We start from the raw sequence: 23,970 nt of genomic DNA on the forward strand, positions 1-23,970 counted from the left end.
TCGATAGCGCGGGGTCTTCTACCCCCGTTCGTGTCGGCTTTGTGCTGCCGCCGCACAAACCTATTTGACAAAGCTCAGGAATGTGTATGAAATCATCCACGAAGACGCAAAGAAATAAAATACGTAACATACGGTACGGCGTCCGAGGGGAATTGCGAATAATGGGAACTGCGCCATCCGCAGCGCGCGAAGCGTCCGCTTCCGTCCGGGTCAGTCGCCGGAACGGCGCCAGCCCTTACCTGCTGGTCTGCGATCACGCCTCGAATTTCATCCCGGCACATTTCGGCACGCTCGGCCTCGACGAAGCCGAGCTGACGCGCCACATCGCCTGGGATCCCGGCGCGCTGCCGGTGGTGACGCGCATGTCGGATGCGCTGGACGCGACGCTGGTGGAATCCCGCGTTTCGCGCCTGATCATCGACTGCAACCGGCCGCTCGACGCGCCCGACCTGATCTCGCCGGTCAGCGAGACGACGGTGGTGCCGGGCAATGCCGAACTTTCCGAGGCCGACCGGCACGAGCGCATCGCCCTGTCCTGGCGGCCTTTTCACGACACGATCGCCGATGTGGTGGCTGAAAGGCTGGCCGAGGGGCGCGAGACGCGACTCGTTTCGGTCCATTCCTTCACGCCCGTCTACAAGGGCGTCGATCGGCCATGGCACATCGGCATCATCCACGACGAGGACGACCGGTTGGCGCGACCGATGATCGGGGCGCTGAAGGGCGTGGTCGGCCTGGAGGTCGGCGTCAACCAGCCCTATTCGCCCGCCGACCGCGTCTATTACACGCTCGAGCGGCACGGCCGTGCGCGGGATCTGGCCTGCGCGATGATCGAAATTCGCAACGATGAGATCGGCGACGAAGCCGGCCAGCGCAAATGGGCCGAGCTGTTGTCGGCAATCCTGGCCGGCGTCAATCCGGCAAACAGCTCCATCCCCGCCACCACAACAAGGCAAGAACGATGAGCGTAGCGACCCAAACAGAGCCAGCCGGCAACAGACCCACGGCCGGGGCGGCAGCACTTTACGTCCGATATGTCGACGCCCTGAACCATCGCGTCGGGCGCTTCGCCATGTACCTGATCTTTCCGATGGCGGCGATCCTGCTCTATGCCACCATATCGCGCGCCGTCTTCGGCATCCCGGTCAACTGGGTTCTGGAGACGTCTCAGTTCATTCTTTCGGCTTACTATCTTCTGGGCGGCGCCTATTCCAAGCAACTCGATGCGCATGTGCGCATGGACCTGTTCTACGGCCGGCTGTCACCGCGCAACAAGGCGATGACCGACGCCTTCACCATTCTCTTCGTGCTGTTCTACCTGGCGATCCTGTTCACTGGCGGCCTGTCCAGCACGCATTACGCTATCAGCTTCGGCCAGAAGAACTATTCCTCCTGGGCGCCGCCGCTATGGCCGGTCAAGGTCCTCATGACCACCGGCATCTTCCTGATGCTGCTGCAGTCCATTTCCAGCCTGATCAAAGACATCGCCATCGTACGCGGAAAGCCGATCGCATGAGCTCGGAATTCATCACCCTCTTCATGTTCGGCACCATGATGGTGCTGCTGTTCACCGGGCAGCGCGTTTTCGGCGTCATCGGCTTCGTCGGTGCAGCAGCGGCTTTGTGGCTGTGGGGCGAAGGCTCCTTCGAGATGCCCTTCAACGCCAGCTTCCAGGTGCTCAACTGGTATCCGCTGATCACGGTGCCGTTCTTCATCTTCATGGGCTACATGCTGTCGGAGTCCGGCATCGCCAGCGAGCTCTACCGGCTGTTCCACGTCTGGTTCGGCCCGATACGCGGCGGCCTGGCGCTCGGCACCATCGGCCTCATGGTGCTGATCGCGGCGCTGAACGGCCTCTCCGTCGCCGGCATGGCGATCGGCGCGACGATCGCGCTGCCGCAGTTGCTCAAGCACGACTACGACAAGGTCATGGTCACCGGCGTCATCCAGGCCGGTTCGTCGCTCGGCATCCTGATCCCGCCCTCGGTCGTGCTGGTTCTCTACGCCATGATCGCGCGCCAGCCGGTGCTGCAGCTCTGGCTCGCGGGCGTGGGGCCCGGGCTGCTGATGGCGGCGATCTTCGCGATCTACATCTACGTCCGCTGCCTGATCAATCCGGAGATCGGCCCGGCCCTGCCGGAGGAGGAGCGCGCGCGCATCACCTGGGGCGAGAAGTTCTCGCTGTTGACGAAGGGTATCATCCCGCTCGCCATCTTCGGCATCATGATGGGCCTGTTCCTCACCGGCACCACGAGTCTGGTGGAAAGCTCGGTGGTGGGTGCGGTGCTGGCGACGCTTGCCGCCTGGGTCACCGGAAACCTTAACCGTCACATCCTTGAACTGTGCACACGCAACACGCTGACCATCAGCTGCATGTTCCTGTGGATCATCCTGGGCGCGCTCTGCTTCAGCTCGGTCTATGACGGTCTGGGTGCGGTCAAGGCGGTCAAGACGCTGCTGCTGGACACCTGGGATCTCACCCCGTGGGAGATCCTGATCATGATGCTGGTGTCGTTCCTGATCATGGGAACGTTCCTCGACGACACGGCCATGCTGGTGATCGTGGCGCCGCTCTACATCCCGCTCATCATCAGCCTCGGCTTCAACCCGATCTGGTTCGGCGTGCTCTACACCATCACCTGCCAGATCGCCTACATCACCCCGCCCTTCGGCTACAATCTGTTCCTGATGCGGGCCATGGCTCCGCCCGAGATCACGCTGCTCGATATCTACCGCTCCATCGTGCCGTTCTTCTTCCTGATGGTGCTGTCGCTGATCCTCATCATGATCTTCCCGCAGATCGCGCTGTGGCTGCCTGAATACTACTCGGCGCACTGAACGGGGGCGGTGAACGAAACCTGAAAAGGGGAAACTGAGAGGGAATACCGCCGGAGCGTCGGCACTCCGGCCAGCAGAACAAGCAAAGCCGAGAACCACAATGGGAGATTGTGAGATGAACGACCGCATAAAGCTCAGCAAACGCGACTTCTTCAAGAAGGCGGGCGCAGTGACTGCCGGCGCAGTGGGCGCGTCAACGCTCGCCATGCCTTACGTGCGGGCGCAGAGCCCGATCAAATGGCGACTGCAAACCTATGCCGGCCCGGCCCTGGCCGAGCATGTGTGCAAGCCGGCCGTCGACGCCTTCAACAAGGCCGCCAATGGCGAGATGGTGATCGAAATGTACACGGCCGACCAGCTCGTACCGCAGGGCGAGCTGTTCCGCGCCGTGCAGGCGGGCACACTGGACGCTGCCCAGAGCGACGACGACTCGGCGGCCGCGCCGGTCGATGTCGCCGTGTTCGGCGCGTATTTCCCCTTCGCCTCGCGCTACAGTCTCGACATCCCGACGCTCTGGGAATGGTATGGCCTCAAGGAGATCTGGCAAGAGGCCTATAACGAAGTGAAGGGTGTGACCTGGCTGAGCGCCGGTTCGTGGGATCCCTGCAACTTCGCCACCACCAAGCCGATCCGCTCGGTTGAAGACCTGAAGGGCCTGCGCGTCTACATGTTCCCCACCGGCGGCCGCTTCATGGAGCGCTTCGGCGTGGTTCCGGTGTCGCTGCCTTACGAAGACGTTCAGGTGGCGATCCAGACGGGCGAGCTCGACGGCATCTGCTGGTGCGGCATCACCGAGTGCTACACGGTGGGCTGGGCCGATGTGACCAAGTACTACCTGACCAACAACATTTCGGGCGCTTGGGCAGGCTCGTTCTTCGCCAACACCGAAAAGTGGAACGCCGTGCCGGATCACCTGAAGGAGCTGTTCCGGATGGCCATGGACACCTCCCATTACTACCGCCAGCACTGGTACTGGTGGGGCGAGGCCCACTACCGCACCACCGGCGGCAAGTACGAACTCACCACCATTCCCGGAGCCGAGTGGAAGACGGTCGAAGACGAGGCGCAGAAATTCTGGGACGAAATCGCCACCCAGAGCCCGCGCTGCGCCAAGGTCGTGCAGATCCTCAAGGACTATCGCGAGACCATGGAAAAGGCCGGCCCGCCCTACCGCTACGGCTGAGGGGCGCCGCAGCCTTCCAAAGCCACTTCAGCCCGGCCGCACGACGGCCGGGCTCACCTGTTGAAACACGATGCGGCCGCGCTTGCGGCGGAGTAGAAAATGGCCGGAAATCTTTCATTCGATCAGTTGAAGAAGGCAGTCGCGGAGAACGAGATCGACACGGTTCTCGCCTGCGCCGTCGATATGCAGGGCCGTCTTTTCGGCAAGCGTTTCCTGGCTCGTTACTTCGTCGAATCCGCGCATGACGAGACGCATGGCTGCAACTATCTGCTGGCCGACGATATCGATATGGAGCCGGTGCCGGGCTACCAGGCGGCGAGCTGGTCGAAGGGCTATGGCGACTTCGTCATGAAGCCGGACCTGTCGACGCTGTGCCGCATTCCATGGCTGGAAAAGACCGCGCTGGTACTGTGCGACGTGCTCGACCACCACGACCACGCCGACCTGTCGCACTCTCCGCGCGCCATCCTGAGGCGACAGGTGAAGCGCCTGCAGGAGCGCGGCTATCTGGCCTATTTTGCTTCGGAACTCGAATTCTACCTGTTCAACGAAACCTATGACAGCGCGCGCGCCAAGCATTGGCAGGGCCTGCAGACGGCCTCTCCCTATATCGGCGACTACCAGATCGGCATCACCACCAAGGAAGAGCCCTATATGCGCCGCCTGCGCAACGACATGGAGGCGGCAGGCATCCCGATCGAGAACTCCAAGGGCGAGTGGGGCCCCGGCCAGGAGGAGATCAATGTCCGCTACGCCGAAGTGCTGGAGATGGCCGACCGCCATGTAATCCTGAAGAACGGCGCCAAGGAGATCGCCGACCTCATGGGCTGCTCCGTGAGCTTCATGGCCAAGTACAATTATGGCCTTGCCGGCAATTCCAGCCACATCCACAACTCGCTGTGGAGCGCCGACGGCAGGACGCCACTGTTCTTCGACAAAAACGGCGAGTACGGCATGACCAAGCTCGGCCACCAGTGGGCCGCCGGGCAGCTCAAATACGCCAAGGAATTCACCTGGTTCCTGGCTCCCTACATCAATTCCTACAAGCGTTTCCAGGCCGGCACCTTCGCGCCGACCAAGATCATGTGGAGCGAGGACAACCGCACCGCCGGCTTCCGCCTGTGCGGCATGGGCACCAAGGGCGTGCGCATGGAGTGCCGCATCGGCGGCGCCGACATCAATCCGTATCTCGCCTTTGCAGCTCTGATTGCGGCCGGCCTGGCCGGCATCGACGAGCAGCTCGAGCTGCCGAAGCCCTTCGTCGGAGACGCCTACCAGGCGGCCGAACTGCCCGAGATTCCCAAGACCTTGCGCGGTGCCATCGAAACGATGGAGAAATCGACCATGCTGCGCGAGGCCTTCGGCGAGGGCGTGATCGAGCACTATCTGCACACCGCCCGCTGGGAGCAGATGGAATATGACCGCCGCATCACCGACTGGGAGCTGCACAGAGGCTTCGAGCGGTACTAATGTCGGCACCTGTCGCGGGCAGAGGGAAAGGCCCGCGCCCCGCCGAACGACCACGCATTTTGCATGAAGAAGGACTGAAACCATGACCGAGACGGTCAAGCTCAAATCCCCCATCGACGGCTCGATCTATGCAGAGCGGCCGGTCGCCAGCGACCAGGCCATCAACGCCGCTGTCGAGCGCTCCCGCGCCGCGCAGGTTGCCTGGGCGCAGACCTCGATCGCCGAGCGTGGCAAATACATGCTGGCCTTCCTTGAGGCGCTGGTGGCGATGACCGACGAGATCGTGCCGGAGATCGCCTGGCAGATGGGCCGCCCCACCCGCTACGGCGGCGAGTTCGGCGGCGTCAAGGAACGCACGAACTATATGGTCGAGATCGCCGAACAGGCGCTCAAGCCGGTCATGGCCTCCAACCCGAAGGACGGTTTCCGCCGCTACGTGAAGCGCGATCCGCTGGGCGTGGTCATGGTGATCGCGCCGTGGAACTATCCGTACCTCACCGCGGTCAACACCATCGTGCCGGCGCTGATGGCCGGTTCCACCGTCATCCTCAAGCATGCGGCCCAGACGCTCGTCGTGGGTGAGCGCTTCCAGCAGGCCTTCGACAAGATCGGTCTGCCCAAGGGCGTGTTCCAGAACATCGTGCTCAACCACGCACAGACGGAGAAGTTGCTCGGCTCCGGCAAGATCGACCACGTCAACTTCACCGGCTCGGTCGCAGGCGGTAAGGCGATCGAGAAGGCGGCGGCCGGCAGCTTCATGAGCATGGGTCTCGAACTCGGCGGTAAGGACCCGGCCTATGTTCTGCCCGATGCCAAGCTCGACCACGCCATCGCCAACCTGGTGGACGGCGCCTTCTTCAATTCCGGTCAGTGCTGCTGCGGCATCGAGCGCGTCTACGTGCACGAGAAGGTCTATGACGATTTCGTCGACGGCTTCATCTCGCTCACCAAGGACTATGTCGTCGGCAACCCGCTCGACCAGGCCACCACCATGGGGCCGATGGCGCAGTCGCGCTTCGCCGACTTCATCCGCGAGCAGAAGGCCGAGGCCCTGCGCAAGGGCGCTACCGCGCACATCAACATGAAGGTCGACCAGGACGTGGCTGGCTCGCCCTACCTGGCGCCGGAAGTGCTGACCAATGTCGACCACCAGATGAGCGTCATGCGTGAGGAAAGTTTTGGCCCCATCGTCGGCATCATGAAGGTGCGCGGCGACGAGGATGCCATCGCGCTGATGAACGACAGCCCCTATGGCCTCACCGCCTCGATCTGGACCAGCGACATCGAGCATGCCGTCTCGATCGGCGACCGCGTCGAGACCGGCACCGTGTTCATGAACCGCTGCGACTATCTCGACCCGGCGCTGGTGTGGACCGGCGTGAAGGACACCGGCAAGGGCGCCGCCCTTTCGGCCATCGGCTACGAGAACCTGACGCGGCCGAAGTCGTACCACCTGCGCGAACAGATCTGACTATCTTCGAAAGAGAATTCGATGTCCAAGCTCGTTTCCAAATGGAATTATCCCACCACCGTCCGCTTCGGCGCGGGACGTATCTCCGAACTGCCTGAGGCGCTGGCCGCGACGGGCATCAAGCGGCCGCTCTTCGTCACCGATCCGGGCCTGGCGAAGCTGCCTGTGGTCGCTTCGACGCTGAAGATCCTCGACGACGCCAAGATTCCCTACGGCGTGTTTTCGGAGGTGAAGCCCAACCCGGTGGAATCCAACCTCACCGCCGGCATCGCCGTCTTCAAGCAGGGCAAGCATGACGGCGTCATCGCCTTCGGCGGCGGCTCGGCACTGGACCTGGGCAAGCTGATCGCCTTCCAGGCCGGCCAGACCCGCCCGATCTGGGACTTCGAGGACGTCGGCGACTGGTGGACCCGCGCCGACGCCGACGCGATCGTGCCGATCATAGCAGTGCCGACCACGGCCGGCACCGGCTCGGAGGTCGGTCGGGCCGGCGTCATCACCAACGAGGAGACGCACACCAAGAAGGTCATCTTCCATCCGAAGATGCTGCCGGCGATCGTGATCGCCGATCCGGAACTGACCACCGGCATGCCGCCCTTCATCACCGCCGGCACCGGCATGGACGCGCTGGCGCACTGCCTGGAAGCCTATTGCGCGCCGGGCTATCACCCGATGGCCGACGGCATCGCGGTGGAAGGCATCCGGCTGGTATTCGAGAACCTGCCGAAGGCCTATGCCGACGGCAAGGACCTGACCGCCCGCGCCCATATGATGAGCGCGGCCGCCATGGGTGCCACCGCCTTCCAGAAGGGCCTCGGCGCGATCCATTCCATGTCGCACCCGATCGGCGCGCTCTACGACACCCATCACGGCATGACCAACGCCGTCTTCATGCCCTATGTGCTGGCCTTCAACCGCGAGGCGATCGAGGACCGCATCGTGCGGCTGACCGGCTATCTCGGCATGAAGGGCGGGTTTGACGGCTTCGCCAAGGCGGTGCTGAAGCTGCGCAAGGAATTGAAGGTGCCGCACACCCTGCCGGAGCTGATCAAGGGCCTCGACATGGACAAGAAGCGCAAGGACCTGATCGCCGACATGGCGGTCGTGGATCCGACCGCAGGCGGCAATCCGGTGAAGCTGACCAAGAAGGCCGCGCTGACACTTCTGGACAACGCCATTGAAGGGGTTCTCTAAGTACGATCGAAATAATAAGAGGGGGGAAGTCGCGGGGCTGGTAGTCGCAAAAATCATTAGCCGGAAAACAACCGGCAACGATTGCCAGTCCCGCGGAAAAGTAGTTAGATTTTGTTCCTCGGGGGGAGTCCGAGGGCAGGTTTTCACATCACTGTCATCAAGTGCAGATAACCGCATCGCAGGCGTCGCAGGGCGTCAGTCAAACGGAGAGACAAATGTTCAAGTTCACGGGGAAGATCCTTTCCCTCACCGCAACGGCCCTTATGGTGACCACGGCTATCGGCTCCGCGCAGTCGATGGACGAGCTGGTCAAGGCCGCCAAGGAAGAGGGCCAACTGACCACCATCGCGCTGCCGCATGACTGGTGCGGCTACGGCGAGGTGATTGCCGGCTTCAAGGCCAAGTATCCCGAGATCACCGTCAATGAGCTCAACCCGGATGCCGGCTCGAGCGACGAGGTCGAGGCCATCAAGGCCAACAAGGACAACAAGGGCCCGCAGGCTCCTGACGTCATCGACGTCGGTCTCTCCTATGGCCCGCAGGCCAAGGCTGACGGCCTGATCCAGCCCTACAAGGTCTCGACCTGGGATTCGATCCCGGACAGCGCCAAGGATGCCGAAGGCTACTGGTACGGCGACTATTACGGCGTGCTCGCCTTCGAGGTGAACAAGGACCTCGTGCCGAATGCGCCGGCCGACTGGGCCGACCTGCTCAAGGACGAGTACAAGAACTCCGTTGCGCTCGCTGGTGACCCGCGCGCCTCGAACCAGGCCATCCAGGGCGTCGTCGCCGCCGGCCTGTCGAAGGGTGCGGAAGCCGGCGCCAAGGCTGGCGAGGCGGGTCTCGAGTTCTTCAAGGAGCTCAACGCCAATGGCAATTTCGTGCCGGTCATTGGTAAGGCCGCGACGCTGGCCCAGGGCCAGACGCCGATCCTCATCACCTGGGACTACAACGCGCTCTCGGGCCGCGACACGCTGAACGGCAACCCGCCGGTCGACGTCATCGTGCCGAAGACGGGCGTCGTCGCCGGCGTCTACGTCCAGGCGATCAGCGCCTATGCGCCGCATCCGAACGCCGCCAAGCTGTGGATGGAGTACCTCTATTCCGACGAAGGTCAGCTCGGCTGGCTGAAGGGCTACTGCCACCCGATCCGCTTCAACGATCTGGCCAAGAACGGCAAGATCCCGCAGGAAATGCTCGACAAGATGCCGCCGGCTGCCGCCTATGAGGCCGCCGTGTTCCCGACGCTCGATGAGCAGGGCGCAGCGAAGGAAGTGATCACCAAGAATTGGGATTCGGTGGTCGGCGCCAACGTTCAGTAAAAACCTCAAATTTCGGGCGGTCGAAAGGCCGCCCGGACCCCCCATTTTGGATTTCCGCCGCATGAGCGAAACCACATTTCCCGAACCAACTGCTGCCCGGCAGGTCGTTCCGCCGGCGCAGGCGGAAGGCATGCGGCTTCCGTTGCAATGGCTGGGCGTTGCGCCCTTCTTCATCTTCGCGCTGATGTTCCTGATCCTGCCGACCTTCTATCTGGTCGTCGGTGCCTTCCAGAATGATCAGGGCGAATTCACCTTTGCCAATATCGGCGCGCTGTTCCAGCCCTCGATCCTGGCCGCCTACTGGATTTCGATCCGCGTCAGCCTGGCCTCCGCCGTGCTCGGCGCGCTTGCCGGCCTCGCGATCTCCATCGCCATCGTGCGCGGCGGCTTGCCGAGGTGGGTACGCTCGACCACGATGACGTTCTCGGGCGTCGCCTCCAACTTCGCCGGCGTGCCGCTGGCCTTCGCCTTTCTCGCCACGCTCGGCCGACTCGGTCTGGTCACTGTGCTGCTGCGGACGTGGTTCGATATCAACATCTATGCGCTCGGCTTCAACATCCTTTCGTTTGCCGGCTTGACGCTGACTTACCTGTTCTTCCAGATCCCGCTGATGGTCGTCATCATCACGCCAGCGATCGACGGGTTGAAGAAGGAGTGGGGCGAGGCCGCCGCGACGCTCGGCGCCACCCAGTTCCAATATTGGCGCATGGTGGTGATCCCCGTCTTGTGGCCGAGCTTCCTGGGCACCGTCATCCTGCTGTTCGCTAATGCCTTCGGCGCGATCGCGACAGCCTATGCGCTGACCGGTTCCTCGCTCAACATCGTGCCCATCCTGCTCTATGCGCAGATCCGCGGCGACGTGCTGCACAACCCGCATCTCGGCTATGCGCTGGCCTTCGGCATGATCGTCGTCACCGGGCTCGCCAATATCTTCTACATCTGGTTCCGCGTCCGCAGCGAGAGGTGGCTCAAATGAAGGCCAGCCGTTTCTGGGCATGGCTCACCTTCGCGCTGGGTGCGGCCTATTTCTTCATCCCGCTGATCGCGACGCTGGAATTCTCGCTGCGCATGCGTCGCGGCGAGTATTCCTTCGACGCCTACCGCGTGGTTCTGGGCGACATGCGCTTCCAGGAGACATTCGCCTATTCGACGATCGTTGCCTGCTTCACCATAGTAATCGGCGTGCTGCTGGTGGTGCCGACGGCCTATTGGATCCGGCTGCGCATGCCTTGGATCAGGCCGGTCGTGGAATTCATTACCCTGCTTCCGCTGATCATTCCGGCGATCGTTATCGTCTTCGGCTATATCCGCATGTACGGGTCTAACTCACCGCTGCCGTTCCTGGCGACCACGCGGGGAACCGACGTCCTGCTGATGATCGGTTATGCCACGCTGGCGCTGCCCTACATGTACCGCGCCGTCGACACCGGCTTGCGCACCATCGACGTGCGCACGCTGACGGAAGCCGCGCAGGTGCATGGCGCTGGCTGGACGACGATTATCGCCCGCATCATCCTGCCGAACGTGCTGATCGCGGTGCTGTCAGGCGCCTTCCTGACCTTCGCGATCGTGATCGGCGAGTTCACCATGGCAAGCCTGCTCAACAGGCCGGCCTTCGGTCCCTACCTGCAGAACATCGGCGCCAACCGCGCCTATGAGCCGGCGGCGCTGGCGGTCATCGCCTTCGCCATCACCTGGGGCTGCATGTCGGTGATCCAGGTCCTGTCCCGTTTTGCGCCGAAATCGGCTAACAACCCGAATTGAACGAAAGAAACGACGCGATGTCCGAAACATTTCTCAGCATCCAGGGGGTTCGCAAGTCGTTCGGCCAGACCACCGTGGTCAAGGATTTCAACCTCGACGTGGCGCGCGGCGAGTTCGTCTCGTTCCTCGGCCCCTCGGGCTGCGGCAAGACGACGATGCTGCGCACGGTGGCCGGTTTCGAGGAGCCGACCGCAGGCCGCATCATGATCGGCGGCAAGGACGTCACCCAGCTGAAGCCCAACCAGCGCAACATCGGCATGGTGTTCCAGGCCTATGCGCTGTTTCCCAACCTGACGGTGGCGCAGAATATCGCCTTCGGGCTCAAGGTCGCCGGCGCACCGAAGGCCGAGATCGACCGGCGCGTGGAGGAGATGCTCGGCATCATCAAGCTGGCCGAATACGGCAGCCGCTATCCATACCAGCTTTCCGGCGGTCAGCAGCAGCGCGTGGCGCTGGCTCGTGCACTCGCGCCCAAGCCCAAGCTCTTGCTGCTCGACGAGCCGCTGTCGGCGCTCGACGCCAAGGTGCGCATCTCGCTGCGCGAAGAAATCCGCGCGATCCAGAAGAAGCTCGACATCACCACCATCTTCGTGACCCACGACCAGGAAGAGGCGCTGTCCATGTCGGACCGCATCGTGGTCATGTATGACGGCAAGGCCGAGCAGGTCGGCACGCCGTTCGAGATCTACAACCGCCCGGCGACCAAGTTCGTCGCCAATTTCGTCGGCACGCTCAACGTCCTCGACGGTACGGTCATCGACCCGGCGACGGCCACCGTCAGGATCAACGACCGCGACGTCTCGCTGAAGAAGGGCGCGCTCAACGGCGCCAAGGCCGGTGACGTGCTGTCGCTGGCGCTGCGGCCGGAGGCGATCGTGCTGGGCAAGCAGGATGGGCGCGACACCAGCCTGGGCGGGCAGATTTCCGACGTCAGCTTCCTGGGCTCCGTCATTCGCGTGCGTGTGGGGCTTGGCAAGCATGCCGTCTCGCTCGACACGTTCAACAGCCCGGCGAGCCCGCCGCCAGTCGTCGGCGAGCAGGCGGAGATCAGCTTCTCGTCAAGCGACCTGCTGGTCCTTCATTGAAACAAAAAGGCAGGCTCAGGCCTGCCTTTTTGCTGATCGCCGCAATAGGTGCAGTCAATCAATGGCGCTCAGCAATGGGCTGGGCGACTGGAGCGGGGATTTGTCCCTTGCGCCGGGTGTGACGCCGGATTTCCGGCCGAAAGCTCGAATTTGATCGAAATCCTTGGGCGATGCTTAGCGGCCATTGCGCTAGATGGCAGGCAGGTTTCAACTGCCTTTGCGAGCCACCAGTCATGACAGCCTGCCCGGATCGTTTCGAGATGGTCCTCGACCCGTCGGATCTGTGGACGGTGTGGGATCGTGTTACGGAAACCCCCGCCGTCTTCGGCGGCGTCAACGTGCTTATCGGGCTCAGCGAGATCGAGGCTGCAGCTGCCTGCGAGATGCTCAACAAGATGCATCGGCGCCAACCAGGCCAGCAAGCCGACGCCGCCTGAAGAAGCGGCAGCCGGCGGAAGGGCCCATGCCCGCAAGAGGCAAGGGCAGAGGCGATTATTCGTGGATCGTGTAGGATCCGAGTTCGCATAGGTCCTGGGTGTCCGTCGTCGTGTCGAGCTCGGAATCCTCGGTGAACTCGAAGCGCATGTCGTAGTTGCAGACGGTGCGGCCGTCAGCAATCGTGACCTGGGCGCTTTCGCCCGGATTGAGGACGTCCTGGCCCAGGACGTCGGCTTCCCAATCGTTCACGCCGGTCGGCGAGGTGTAGAACTGGGTCAGAACCGAACTGGTGCCGTTGGTGAGCGTGAAAACCAGATCTTCGGCATGGGCGGAAAAAGTGGTGAGGCAGGCGACAAGAGCGCCGGCCGCGACGATATGCAATCTGAAAGTCATCTGTCTGTATCCGGCCCGAAATTGGGCCTCGCTGTGTAGCAGTGGCCAAGGCGATTTGAAATATGCCAGCGGGCTGGTCACTGGCGAAAGCTGTTGATCTGGCAACGCCGCAGAACAATCAGGGCTGCGCGCAAGAAGCGAGCCGTGTTTTGCGGTGCGTCATGGCCAAATTGGCAAGATGACAAACGCGTTTCGCGCCCAAGATATTCTTCAGGGGGCACACCGGCCGTGATCGTTGATCGTCGGCGTTACGGAGAGTGTTTCATGACCACACACAAGGTCGGCTACTTTATCGGTAGCCTCGCAACGGAATCCATCAACCGTAAGCTGGCCAAGGCGCTGGTGCGACTTGCACCCCAAGGGCTGCACATGGAAGAAATATCCTTCCGCGACCTGCCGCTCTACAGCTATGACTACGACGCCGACTTTCCGCCGGCGGCGCGGGCGCTCAAGGCGGCGCTCGCGGCCGTGGATGCGGTGCTATTCGTGACGCCGGAATACAACCGCTCGATCCCTGGCGGCCTAAAAAACGCGATCGACTGGGCCAGCAGGCCCTATGGAACCAACTCCTTCACGCGCAAGCCTTCGGCCGTCATCGGCACTTCGCCGGGCGCAATCGGAACCGCCGTGGCGCAGCAGAGCCTGCGCAGCGTGCTCAGCTTCTGCAACTCGCCCCAGATGAACGCACCGGAAGCCTATATCCAGTTCAAGCCGGGCCTTATCACCGACGACGGCGAGGTGACGGACCCGACCACCGAAGAGTTTCTGCGCAATTACATGGCCGAATTCGAGGCCTTCATCACGCGGGTCTACACCGCCGTGCCGAAGGTGAGGTGACGGCGACAGCGAAACGGCAACGGTGAGGATCGCAACGATGACGCTGTTGATCAGCGATCCCATCGCGTTCTCGCCCAGGAGCTGAAGCCGTATTCCTGCGGCAGAGTGTGCGGAAAGTACCAGCGTTCGGTACCCGCCACAAATGCAGATTGGCCAGCGGCCCGAAGATAGCGAATGAGGTAACCGGCCTGCACCATCGGGCCGGCGAACTTCTCATGCACCACGGCTTGATCACGGAGCTGGAGACAGCCCCCACCAATCCGCAATTCGCAGGGGCGGCCCGATTGCCGCCATTCACGCGGCGAGCGACGGCAAGCGCGCATCTGCGTTGGAATGCGCCGACAAGCTTTGGGGGCGCATTTCACATTGGCGCTTACCGACGCCAGCGCCTCGACATCAGTGAGCTTGGCGACAATCGCCATTGCGGCTAGCCGTTCCGGACCTTGTCAGTTGGACCCCTGCGGCGCCGGTATGGGGATGAACAGCAGGTACTTCCGGTTCTCGGCGATGGGTTTCACTGCTTCCCCGAATTGCGCGACGAACGCATCGTAGTCGCGCTTGAGCACCAGCACCCCATCGCCGGGGGAAAGCCATTCGGCCAGCGCCGCGGGTGTCTTCATCCGCGCGATCTTGCCTTGCGTATAGAACTCGGCCGAAAAGCTGCGCGAGTCCAGGATGGCCAGGCGACCCGAGTCCGGGAACGTCCCAATCAGGCGAGCTTCGGAAGGCAGCGCCGAACGGTCCAGGCCCAACATTGACACAACGACGATGCCTATGGAGGCTACCAGGACTTCCGCCACGCCCAGCTTCAACCAGCCCGCTCCCGTCGAGCCGGTCCGGACCCACAAGATGACGCCGAGAAGGGCTGCCGCCGGCAAGCCGGGCAGCACATAGGCCAGCAGAACGTTTGCCGCCGGAGTGAACAACGCCAGCGGCGCCAGCGCGAACAGAAGCAGATACAGATGAAGTCCGCCGCCGTCCGGCATGCCCTGCTTTCGCAGCCGCCAGATCAGGACAGGCAGCAGCGGGCTCCAGGGCAGGGTGGCGGCTATCCAGAACAGCCAGATCGTGCCCTTGGGATGCGCGCGCCCGGCGCCGTAGAGATCGCCCGACCAGCCGGGCTGCAGGAAGCGCTGGATGTGCTCTCCGATGATGAAATAGTGCAGGAAACCCGGCGTTTCGATTTCTGCCGCCATATACCAGGGCAGGACCAAAACAGCGACCAATGCAACGCCGCCAATCCACGGCAGGCGGCCAAGATCTTTCCACCCGCCGCGCCATATCATCCAGACGGTGATCGGCATCAGCGACAGAACCGTCGCCACCGGCCCCTTGGCCAAAAGCCCGATGGCAAGGCCCAGGAAGAACAACCAGCCCCAGCGGCGGTTGCCCTGCAGGCCGCCGTAAAAGCCGGCCATGCAGGCCGTGACGCCAAGCGTCAGCACCATGTCGGTCTGGACGAAGGCCGCGGCGACGAAAAACAGGCCGGAACTGGCGGCAACCAATGTCGCTGCCGCTGCTGTCCGGCGGTCGGTCACCGTACATGCCCACCGCCACAGGATCACCAGCGTGGCGATCGCCGAAAGCAAGATTCCCAGTCGCGCCGCAAACGGCGTTGCACCGAAGGCCGCGATACCAGAAGCCGAAAGCCAAGTATGCAACGGCGGTTTCGCCCAGAACGGCACGCCATAATCGAACTGCGGCGTGATCCAGTTTCCGGTTTCAACCATCTTGCGGGCGATTTCGGCATAACGGGCTTCGGTCGGGTCCGTCAGCGGCACCCAGATCATCGCCAGAAGTCGCACGACAAGCAGCAGGATCAGGCCCCAGAGGATGGCACGGCTCTTGGTCATGTTATTGCGCTTTCATCAGGATGTCGGCTTCGACGGCACGGCTTTCGGGCGCATGGCCGGCGCATTGCATGGAATCGTCGGCATCGCCCGGATGCAGCATCATCAGGCAATCCCGTCCCGCCTCCGACAGCAGGCGCGGAAGCCACAGCCGAACCTTGGCCGGGTCGTCGAGACGGAGAAAACCTGAAAAGTCGCCATTCATGCGAAGGCCTGCCTGGGCGAATATCGCCCGCGCTCGAGCAGCGAACGCCATGATGGCCAATACCTTGGCGCCGCCGGCCCGAAGATTCCGCCATCGTCCTCCCCAGGTGCTGGGTAGCGGCACGCGCACCCAGGTCTGCGGTCCGTAGGGCAAGCGCGTGACCAGCGGCGCTACTGCCGGGAGGCAATGGCAATGCTGGTGGCCGTCATAATAGTCGGGCAGGCTGCCGAACAGCGCGACGAATTCCTGCACCTGCCCATCGAGCGCAGCGGCAATGCCATCCGGCACGCCCGCTATCGGTCTCATCAACGTTGCCAGCGACCAGATCTGGCCGCGCCCCGGGAATTCCTGCGTGAGGTTCAGATGCAGTCCGACCTGCGTGCCTGCGTTCCGCAATGCCCGAAGTCGCTCGACATCGCCGGGCTCGATCGCATCGTTGACCATCACCGAAGTGCCTTCGAGCCGCCCGGCCGCCATCAGCGAAAGGATGACCTCGTCGTGCCTGCGCCCCAGCCCGAAATCATCTGCGATCCGCAACAGGCTCCCCCTTGCGGCTGATGTCTTCGGCCAGGATGTAGGGGGGGCGCTTCTTGGCCTCCAATACGGATTTGCCGACATACTCGCCCAACAGGCCCAGGAATATCATCTGGATCCCGCCGAAGAAGGCGATCAGCGCGAGGATCGACGCAATGCCGGTCGGAACCGAGGGGAAGAAGAAGTGCTGGAGCACGACATAGATGCCGTAGACCATGCTGACCATGGCGATGGCGATGCCTGCCAGAGCCATCAGGCGCAGCGGCGTCGTGGTGAAGCTCGTGAATGCGTCGAGCGTCATTGATACCAAGCGCAGTGGATTGAAGCTGCTCTTGCCGCGGGTGCGCGGAGGCGGATCGAGAGGCAAGCCCCTTTGGCGAAAGCCGACCCAGCCATAGAGCCCCTTCATGAACCGATCGCTCTCCGGCAGGCTGCGCAGAGCTGTCATGAAGCGATGGTTGATCAGACGAAAATCGCCGGCTCCCGGTGGGATCTCGTAACGAAGGTCGCGATTGATAGCCCAAAAGAACATGCGCGCAAAGGCAGCCTTCAGCAGCCCTTCGGATGTGCGGCGGCTGGCCTTGTAGGCATAGACGCTGTCCGCACCTTCGGTCAGCCAGATGCGCACGAAATCGACGATCATTTCCGGGGGGTGCTGGAGGTCCGCGTCCATCAGGACCGCGGCATCGGCGTATTCGGCGGCGTCTATCCCTGCCGACAGCGCCGCTTCCTTGCCGAAGTTGCGCGAAAACTGCAGGAGCCGGACCGGCCGTGGGCCGAAGTCATGGGCCTTCAGAAGGGCGAAGCTGTCGTCGCTGCTGCCGTCGTCGATGAAGATGTAGCCGACCTCGAGGGCAAATTCCGCGGAGATCCGGCCCGCAATCGCGTTCAGCCGGGCGAGAAGATCCGGCAAGCCCTCGGCCTCGTTATAGACGGGAATGATGATGCAGAGGGTTTTTGCGGTCATGACGGATTTCTAGCGAAAATCACTGCCGACGAAATGGCGAAATTGATGATCGAGGCCAGCCCGATCGCAATAAGCAGCGCCAGAGCCAGGGGCAGACCCGTGTACAGGATCGCCTTTAGCAGAAAAGCACGCAGCATAAAGACCAAGCCGCTCCAGCCCATGAAAAGGGCGTATCGCCGGAGGAGATTGCTGTTGGCGCCATCGAAGGTGATACGGACATGGAACAGGAACACAACCGAAGCGCTGATGATCATCGCCAGCCCCAGCGCATAAGCCGGATCCAGACCCAGCCAACCGGTTGCGGTCAGCGTCACGACATAGTCGATCGCTGCGCCGATGGTGGAACCGCTGGCAAAGAGAGAAAAACGTTTCAGCATAATCCAACGTAACTTGGTTCGAGAGGCTTGCAATACCAGCTGCCGCCCGCGTTGCAACAATAGTTACCAGGCGCGACTTTGAAGCCAATTGAGCCCACTTTTCGGGCGCTAATTGGGCGCTATCAAAGCTGTCCGACGCGTAGCGGTGCCGCTCGGAGGGGGCGGCATGCCCGTGCTCGGGTGCGCTGCATCATCATGCGCCGCATCATGACGAATCGGATTCGTGACAGATTCCGTCCAGATCGGCTGCCATTTTCGCCGATCGGGAGAGCTGATTGTTAACAAGACCTTTCCAGGGCATGCGAAATTGTGGCGTTTCTGCCACATCGGCCCGGCCTCGGCCAGACGCTGGCGACGAATAGGTGGCAGTAAGGGTTGAGCGCTGGAGCGTCGTCGGTAATGTCCGTCCCTGTGAACGGCGTCGGTAACGGCGCCTTCTCGAAATTGGGGATGGGGCAGGGAAACGCTGTCCTTCAGCGAACAGCACCAGACCCGCTTTTTTTGAACTGTTACTGGAGGTCAGAAAATGAACATCAAGAGCCTTCTCCTCGGCTCCGTCGCGGCTCTCGCCGCTGTCTCCGGCGCTCGCGCGGCCGACGCTGTCGTCGTCGCTGAGCCCGAGCCGATGGAATACGTCCGCATCTGCGACGTGTATGGCGCTGGCTTCTACTACGTTCCGGGCACTGAGACCTGCCTCAAGGTCGGTGGCTACCTCCGTTACGACATCGGCGTCGGCAAGGGCGGCTATGGCGGCCTGATCGACGTCACCGACAAGCGCGACTTCGACAAGACCCACGACACCTACTACAAGCGCGCCCGCGCTGCCCTGGAGCTCGATGCCCGTTCGGAAACCGAGCTCGGCACCCTGCGCGGCTACATGCACATCAACTACGACTGGGACACGGTCGTTAACGAAGACGAGGACGAGGGCACTCGCTTCACCGACACCGCCGCCGACTTCGGCATCGAACACGCCTACATCGAGCTCGGTGGCTTCCGCGTCGGCAAGACCGATTCGATGTTCTCTACGTTCACCGGCTACGCTGGCAACGTGATCGAGGACGACCTGATCGCCTACGGTCCGTTCGACACGCACCAGATCTCCTACACCTTCACAGGCGGCAACGGCTTCTCGGCTGCCGTCGCTGTTGAAGAAGGCAACGACATCTACACGCTCGACAGCTATGCTCCGCACGTGGTCGCAGGCGCTGGCTTCACCCAGGGCTGGGGCGGTGTTTCGGGTGTTGTCGGCTACGACGCAGTCTTCAAGGAGTGGGCCGGCAAGGTTCGCCTCGACGTCGAGGCCACCGACCAGATCTCGCTCTTTGCGATGGTCGGCTACGGCAGCGAGAAAAACATCTCCCACAGCTTCTACAAGACCTGGAACGGCAAGTGGGCTGTCTGGGGTGGCGGCACCTACAAGTTGAACGAAAAGCTCTCGTTCAACCTGCAGGCCTCCTATGCCCGCGGAAGCGACAAGATTCGCACGGAAGACGGCGATACGATCGCTCGGCAAACGGCGGTGGTTGCCAACGTCGCTTACGATGTCGTCCCGGGCTTCACGGTTACCCCGGAATTGGCTTGGAATTCCCAGCGCTTTGAGGACGAGGCTGGCGATCGTCATCGCGAGTCCAACTGGGGCGGTTTCCTGCGCTTCCAGCGCTCGTTCTGATCGACTGAACGGTTGGTACGAAAAACCCGGCGGGCGACCGCCGGGTTTTTTCGTTTGGGATTCAAAGGCGTTGGTCGTCAGTAGCGGGTCTTCTCCGGCATATTCCGATATTCCAGCCAGACCTTCTGGGCTTCGGGTCGCATTATTCCTTCCACCGGCACCGTGCGTTTCGCATAAGACTTCTTCATATCGGCGCTGATATTGGAGTCGTCGAACAGGTCGGCGTAGTCGCTCCATGCGGCCGCGTAATAGATCTTCTCGATTCGCGCCCAATAGGCCGTCGCGTAGCACATGGGGCAAGGTTCGCAGCTTGTGAACAGCGTTGCGCCCTTCAAGTTGGGGGCTCCGATCTTCTTGCAAGCCATCCTCATGGCGTTCACTTCAGCGTGCGCGGAGGGATCATTGTCGCGCAAGACGCTGTTGCCGGACGCCGCGAGCACTTCGCCGTCCCGCACCACGACCGCACCGAACGGGCCGCCCGTCTTGTCGATCACGCCAGCCTGCCGCATGAGCTGAATCGCCTGGCTCATATGCTGACGATCCTCATCGGTTACAGTCGTTTGCGCCTTGGCAGATGCCGCATCTGTTCCGGCAACCGCGGCGGTGAAAATCGCGGCACCCGCAGCCAGGAAATCCCGGCGCGGCAACACGCTGGCCGACGAAAAAAGCGCGTCCAACGCCGTCTCGTTTGTTTTTGAAGAACTCATGTTTCCCTCTGGAACTTCAGTTGTAGAATTTCGTCGAGACTACGGAGGGTATATTTCGTTTTGCTTAATAGAGCGCGTCGTGTCGGGAAGAGCGGAAGCGGAGGGAGGACTTCCTGCCTCACTCAAAACGGGCTACTGACGGCTCATGCTCGACAGCTCATCCATTTCCGCTTCCACGGCCGCGTCTTTCCTGCTGACGTCGTTTCTGATCGAGGTGACGCCGGGGCCGAACATGACCTATCTCGCCCTGGTGTCGGCGAGTAACGGGCGGAGAGCCGGATTTGCCACAGTCGCCGGGGTGGCGCTTGGCTTGGCCATAATCGGTGTCGTCGCAGCCTTCGGGGTGGCGGAACTCATCCAGGCGTCGCACCTGCTCTACAACGTGCTTCGTTGGTCCGGGGTTCTGTTCCTGCTCTATCTGGCCTGGGAGGGGTGGCGGTCAGGGGACGAGGGTGCCGTTGTCGGCAGCACGAATGGAGGCAAGTATTTCCTGCGCGGCCTGATTACCAATCTGCTCAACCCCAAGGCAGGTATCTTTTATGTCGCGGTCTTGCCCACCTTCATGGATCTGGATGCGCCGCCCACGGCCCAGGCCATGGCCCTTACGGGTATCTATGTCGGCGCCGCGACCTTTGTGCATCTCCTCATCGTGCTCATCGCCGGCACGCTTGAGCCCGTGCTGAACGATCCGCGTCGAGAGCAGATCGCTCGCCGGTTCCTCTCGGCGCTCCTGGGCTTGGTCGCCCTGTGGTTTGCGTGGACGACCGCGCGATAGCGCCCTCGAACGAAGCGCTCGCCCACGTCAGCCGAGGCCTACTGCGGGGTAGGGCCTCAGGCGCTCTTGCCGTTTGAGGCAACGCGTATGGCTTCCTGTCCGCCGTTTGGCACCACGATGATCTGCTTGACCTTGCCCTGCTTGAAGGCGGTGAGGAAGCGATCATAGTCCTTGAACGCGACGCAGCCATGCGATTGCGCCTGTCTGCCGCGCAGCAGGTAGCTGTGGGTGAGGAAGCCGTCGCGGCCGTATTTGTTCTTGCCGTCGGCAGGCAGCATGCGGATCGCCTCGACGCCATGGAAGCGTGATTCACGCATCTTCAGGTTATAGGTGTGCGGCGGCGTCGGCCCGTTCATCTTGACGTGCACGTATTTTGGATCGTCGGCCATCTTGCCGACCCCGGAGTGCGCCTCGAGCACGCTGCCGTCGGGCATATACACCTTTGCGGCGCTGATATCGTAAACGGCCACGCCGTTGCCCGGCTTGGTGCCTCCTCCGAAAAGATTGCGCAACCTCTGGCCAAGACCGCCGCCAGTCGACCTGTCCGCCGGATAGTCCGGCCGGGCATAGGCGAGTTGCTGCGGCTTTCGCGTTTCGCCCTCGTCAGCCTTCCTCGGTTCGTTGGCCTTTGGCGCCGCCTGGTCTTCAGTCTGCTGGCCGCCGGGCTTCACCGCGCCCGACATAAGGGCCGAATCGCGGAGCGGACGAAGCTGCGGAAGGGGGCCGTCGGGCGGCGTATCTTCGTAGACTGGCAAGCCCGCGGCTTCATCGCCCAAGTCCAGGTCCGGATCCTGCGACGCGGCAAGGTCTTCGTCCAACGGTGCCGTCAGCAAGGCTGACAACGCCGCACCGGCCGCGCCACCCGGCGCGGAATCGGCATAGGCCAGCATGGTTTGGGTTTGATTGCCGGAGATTGCAGGCAACGATGCGAACCGCTCCGGCGCAGGTGCCACGACCTTTGCGGCCAGTCGGCGGCCTTGCTTGGCCGACTTGGAGCGGTCGAACAGGCTTGCGAGCTTCTCGGGCGTCAGTCCGGCTTGCTTCACGACGGCGTCGAACCGCGCTGAATTGTCGCTTGCGCCATCGGCTGCCGCAACATGAGGAAGGCGGGCGGATTTGCCGCGGTCGACAGGGATGCTCGCCGTCACGAAGGGCTCCGTCGCGGCGGTCAGCCTCGGCGCCTCGTCGGTCCGGGCTTGCCCATTCGACAGCTGCGCCTGCATCTTCTTGAGCGGATAGAACTGCGGCTTGGGCAAGAATTGGCCCGAGCCGAGCGTCAAAGGGCTGCTCACCGCGAGCATGCCCACCACGGACCAAGCCGTGGCGCCAGCAAACGCAGTGCCAAAGCAGGTTATCAGCAGCGGGCGCCCCAAGCGGCGCAAAGACTGTGTAGGAACGATCTTACTCACTTACGCGTACCAAACCAGGAATCCCGCAAAGCGCCTCAGGTCGGTGAGACCGCAGCTGCGAGACACCCGGGCTGTCCCCATCTTGAACCAGCAACGGAGAAAAGATGAACAATTATGGTTAAATTTTGCTTTCAGCGCCCGAACATATCACGGCGCACCCCAAGCTGCGCTACCGGCGGTGCCAAATCAAGGGCGTGGGCGGCACTGAGAAAGCACAGCGGTGACGCCTTGCATACTGCTTTTGGGCAATCATTCAGTCGTTTGTCGGCCGAGGGAAGGCCTCGCAAGATCAGTGCTTTTCGTCCGGATCGGGCGAAGGCGTTTCCCTGGTGTCGCGAGTTGGTTTGGCCTGCTTTTCGCGCTCCCGATCTTTTTTCGCCGCGCGCTTGTCACCGGGGCTCACCCTTTGCGCCAGCCCCATTCCTAGCGGCGGCTTGCGGTTCTCGGCGGCCTCCTGGGAAAAGTCGTCGCTGGGGTCGGGGCCGGTAGCCGGCTGCGGCTTGCGCGCCCCTGTGTAACATTCGGGCTTCTTGGTCATGGCGGAATGCTCCGGGTCCGGAGAGTAGAACCGCGGCATTCGGCGACGGTTCCGCGCTGCCGAACGAGCGCGCGATCCATTCCAAAGGGTAGCCTTGGCTATCCAATTTGCGCTCCTAGCCACTCACAAATCGGTATCAGGCTAAACCGAGTTCCGCATCCGTGGCAGCCGAGCCGTATTTTTCGCGCGGCGGCCAGGGCCGATCCTGCCAGCGCGGCTCGAAGGCGAAGCTGGAAACCGTGCGGCCTGGAAGCAGCGCTCCATTGCCTGCGCCCTTGGCATAGTCATAGTAGAGCTTGACGATCTCTTCCTTACAGACCTGCTGGGCTGCCGGATGGGACAGGCAGGCATCGCGCCAGCGGCGTGCCCTTTCGAAGCCGAGATCGGCGAGGTCGAAATCCTCATAGTAGTCGAGAAACCAGAAGCGCATTAAAAGCGGCGCAAAAACGGTTTCGGCCAGGCCGAAGCGGTCGAACAGATAGGTTCCGGCCGGATTCTGCCATTCGAGGAAGTCGTTCAGCCTACGATACTGCGCGACTATGGCTTCGCGGCAGGCGGCGCGTCGATCAAGATCCTGGTTCATGACGAAGCGGTATCCGGCCCCCGTGAAGTCGCCTTCCATGGCGATCAGCATCGATTCGACCGCCCGCTCGTAAGGATCCGCCCGCGCCACCGGCATTTCCGAGAGGAGTTCGTCGAGATAGCGCAGGATGACAAGGCTTTCCTTGAGCACGCCTTGCGGCGTCCGCATGATCGGCAACGCGGTGGATCCGCGCGACAGTTCAAGAAGCGCCGGGTCGCGTGGTCGCGTGATGTCAACCACCGAGAAGCGAACGGCGTCGCGCTTTCCCTTCAGTTCCAGAAGAATCTCCAGCCGCTGCGAAAAGGGGCAGACCGGAATGTGATAAACGACGGTTTCGCTCCGCATGCTTTCTCCCTGA

The 23,970-nt window shown here is 62.4% G+C and carries 25 protein-coding genes; 15 read left to right on the plus strand and 10 right to left on the minus strand.

What is annotated here, in order from left to right:
• The first annotated feature begins 161 nt into the window (after positions 1-161).
• The 12 genes from ABLE85_RS10265 (at position 162) to ABLE85_RS10320 (ending at position 12,764) form a co-directional block, all read left to right on the plus strand.
• A complete protein-coding gene (locus tag ABLE85_RS10265; protein WP_348792624.1) occupies positions 162-965 on the plus strand; it encodes an N-formylglutamate amidohydrolase in 804 nt (267 codons plus the stop codon).
• Entirely contained in the window at positions 962-1,516 is a 555-nt protein-coding gene (locus ABLE85_RS10270; protein WP_348792625.1) for a TRAP transporter small permease subunit, read from the plus strand. Before ABLE85_RS10265 ends, ABLE85_RS10270 begins: the two co-directional genes overlap by 4 nt.
• Positions 1,513-2,838: a TRAP transporter large permease subunit gene (locus ABLE85_RS10275; protein WP_348792626.1), complete on the plus strand. Its 1,326-nt coding sequence runs from the start codon at positions 1,513-1,515 to the stop codon at positions 2,836-2,838. Before ABLE85_RS10270 ends, ABLE85_RS10275 begins: the two co-directional genes overlap by 4 nt.
• A gap of 115 nt (positions 2,839-2,953) precedes the next feature.
• Positions 2,954-4,021, plus strand: coding sequence for a TRAP transporter substrate-binding protein (locus ABLE85_RS10280; RefSeq protein ID WP_348792627.1), 1,068 nt, complete (start codon positions 2,954-2,956; stop codon positions 4,019-4,021).
• Between the two features lie 99 nt (positions 4,022-4,120).
• Positions 4,121-5,491 (plus strand): glutamine synthetase family protein, encoded by a 1,371-nt coding sequence (locus tag ABLE85_RS10285; protein WP_348792628.1) that lies wholly within the window; start codon positions 4,121-4,123, stop codon positions 5,489-5,491.
• Positions 5,492-5,573: 82 nt separating this feature from the next.
• Positions 5,574-6,962 (plus strand): aldehyde dehydrogenase family protein, encoded by a 1,389-nt coding sequence (locus tag ABLE85_RS10290; protein ID WP_348792629.1) that lies wholly within the window; start codon positions 5,574-5,576, stop codon positions 6,960-6,962.
• A gap of 21 nt (positions 6,963-6,983) precedes the next feature.
• Complete coding sequence (locus ABLE85_RS10295; RefSeq protein WP_348792630.1) at positions 6,984-8,156, plus strand: iron-containing alcohol dehydrogenase; 1,173 nt, start codon at positions 6,984-6,986, stop codon at positions 8,154-8,156.
• 215 nt (positions 8,157-8,371) lie between these two features.
• Entirely contained in the window at positions 8,372-9,478 is a 1,107-nt protein-coding gene (locus ABLE85_RS10300; protein WP_348792631.1) for an ABC transporter substrate-binding protein, read from the plus strand.
• 130 nt (positions 9,479-9,608) lie between these two features.
• Positions 9,609-10,454, plus strand: coding sequence for an ABC transporter permease subunit (locus ABLE85_RS10305; RefSeq protein WP_348792896.1), 846 nt, complete (start codon positions 9,609-9,611; stop codon positions 10,452-10,454).
• Positions 10,451-11,242 carry an ABC transporter permease gene (locus tag ABLE85_RS10310; RefSeq protein ID WP_348792632.1) on the plus strand — a complete coding sequence of 264 codons (792 nt, stop codon included), beginning with the start codon at positions 10,451-10,453 and terminating at the stop codon, positions 11,240-11,242. Before ABLE85_RS10305 ends, ABLE85_RS10310 begins: the two co-directional genes overlap by 4 nt.
• Positions 11,243-11,259: 17 nt before the next feature.
• Positions 11,260-12,327: an ABC transporter ATP-binding protein gene (locus tag ABLE85_RS10315; RefSeq protein WP_348792633.1), complete on the plus strand. Its 1,068-nt coding sequence runs from the start codon at positions 11,260-11,262 to the stop codon at positions 12,325-12,327.
• 233 nt (positions 12,328-12,560) lie between these two features.
• Positions 12,561-12,764, plus strand: a complete 204-nt coding sequence (locus ABLE85_RS10320) for a hypothetical protein (protein WP_348792634.1) — start codon at positions 12,561-12,563, stop codon at positions 12,762-12,764.
• A 55-nt stretch (positions 12,765-12,819) separates the two neighbouring features.
• On the opposite strand, the gene ABLE85_RS10325 is transcribed toward ABLE85_RS10320, so the two are convergent.
• Positions 12,820-13,158 (minus strand): hypothetical protein, encoded by a 339-nt coding sequence (locus ABLE85_RS10325; RefSeq protein ID WP_348792635.1) that lies wholly within the window; start codon positions 13,156-13,158, stop codon positions 12,820-12,822.
• Between the two features lie 264 nt (positions 13,159-13,422).
• On the opposite strand from ABLE85_RS10325, the gene ABLE85_RS10330 reads away from it, so the two are divergent.
• Positions 13,423-13,995 carry an NADPH-dependent FMN reductase gene (locus ABLE85_RS10330; RefSeq protein WP_348792636.1) on the plus strand — a complete coding sequence of 191 codons (573 nt, stop codon included), beginning with the start codon at positions 13,423-13,425 and terminating at the stop codon, positions 13,993-13,995.
• Positions 13,996-14,045: 50 nt separating this feature from the next.
• Here ABLE85_RS10330 and ABLE85_RS10335 read toward each other — a convergent pair whose 3' ends face one another.
• Genes ABLE85_RS10335 through ABLE85_RS10355 form a run of 5 tightly spaced genes read right to left on the minus strand, consistent with a single transcriptional unit; the run spans position 14,046 to position 17,928 of the window.
• Positions 14,046-14,417 carry a hypothetical protein gene (locus tag ABLE85_RS10335; RefSeq protein ID WP_348792637.1) on the minus strand — a complete coding sequence of 124 codons (372 nt, stop codon included), beginning with the start codon at positions 14,415-14,417 and terminating at the stop codon, positions 14,046-14,048.
• A 24-nt stretch (positions 14,418-14,441) separates the two neighbouring features.
• Positions 14,442-15,848 (minus strand): glycosyltransferase family 39 protein, encoded by a 1,407-nt coding sequence (locus ABLE85_RS10340; RefSeq protein WP_348792638.1) that lies wholly within the window; start codon positions 15,846-15,848, stop codon positions 14,442-14,444.
• A gap of 1 nt (position 15,849) precedes the next feature.
• Positions 15,850-16,590, minus strand: a complete 741-nt coding sequence (locus ABLE85_RS10345) for a ChbG/HpnK family deacetylase (RefSeq protein ID WP_348792897.1) — start codon at positions 16,588-16,590, stop codon at positions 15,850-15,852.
• Positions 16,571-17,551: a glycosyltransferase family 2 protein gene (locus tag ABLE85_RS10350; protein ID WP_348792639.1), complete on the minus strand. Its 981-nt coding sequence runs from the start codon at positions 17,549-17,551 to the stop codon at positions 16,571-16,573. Before ABLE85_RS10350 ends, ABLE85_RS10345 begins: the two co-directional genes overlap by 20 nt.
• On the minus strand, positions 17,548-17,928 hold the full coding sequence (locus ABLE85_RS10355; RefSeq protein WP_348792640.1) for a GtrA family protein: 381 nt from the start codon (positions 17,926-17,928) through the stop codon (positions 17,548-17,550). Before ABLE85_RS10355 ends, ABLE85_RS10350 begins: the two co-directional genes overlap by 4 nt.
• 526 nt (positions 17,929-18,454) lie before the next feature.
• On the opposite strand from ABLE85_RS10355, the gene ABLE85_RS10360 reads away from it, so the two are divergent.
• On the plus strand, positions 18,455-19,600 hold the full coding sequence (locus ABLE85_RS10360) for a porin (RefSeq protein ID WP_348792641.1): 1,146 nt from the start codon (positions 18,455-18,457) through the stop codon (positions 19,598-19,600).
• A gap of 77 nt (positions 19,601-19,677) precedes the next feature.
• Here ABLE85_RS10360 and ABLE85_RS10365 read toward each other — a convergent pair whose 3' ends face one another.
• Positions 19,678-20,307: a nucleoside deaminase gene (locus ABLE85_RS10365; protein ID WP_348792642.1), complete on the minus strand. Its 630-nt coding sequence runs from the start codon at positions 20,305-20,307 to the stop codon at positions 19,678-19,680.
• Positions 20,308-20,452: 145 nt separating this feature from the next.
• Here ABLE85_RS10365 and ABLE85_RS10370 point away from each other — a divergent pair, with 145 nt between their 5' ends.
• Complete coding sequence (locus tag ABLE85_RS10370; protein ID WP_348792643.1) at positions 20,453-21,082, plus strand: LysE family translocator; 630 nt, start codon at positions 20,453-20,455, stop codon at positions 21,080-21,082.
• Positions 21,083-21,138: 56 nt separating this feature from the next.
• Here the strand turns inward: ABLE85_RS10370 and ABLE85_RS10375 are convergent, their stop codons facing one another.
• The 3 genes from ABLE85_RS10375 to ABLE85_RS10385 all read right to left on the minus strand — a co-directional run bounded on the left by ABLE85_RS10375 (position 21,139) and on the right by ABLE85_RS10385 (position 23,957).
• Positions 21,139-22,383: a DUF2778 domain-containing protein gene (locus tag ABLE85_RS10375; RefSeq protein WP_348792644.1), complete on the minus strand. Its 1,245-nt coding sequence runs from the start codon at positions 22,381-22,383 to the stop codon at positions 21,139-21,141.
• Positions 22,384-22,780: 397 nt separating this feature from the next.
• Entirely contained in the window at positions 22,781-23,029 is a 249-nt protein-coding gene (locus ABLE85_RS10380; protein WP_348792645.1) for a hypothetical protein, read from the minus strand.
• A 136-nt stretch (positions 23,030-23,165) separates the two neighbouring features.
• A complete protein-coding gene (locus ABLE85_RS10385) occupies positions 23,166-23,957 on the minus strand; it encodes a glutathione S-transferase family protein (protein WP_348792646.1) in 792 nt (263 codons plus the stop codon).
• Positions 23,958-23,970: the final 13 nt, after the last annotated feature.

The organism is Mesorhizobium sp. KR1-2, from assembly GCF_040045035.1.
Classification (GTDB): Bacteria; Pseudomonadota; Alphaproteobacteria; order Rhizobiales; family Rhizobiaceae; genus Pseudaminobacter.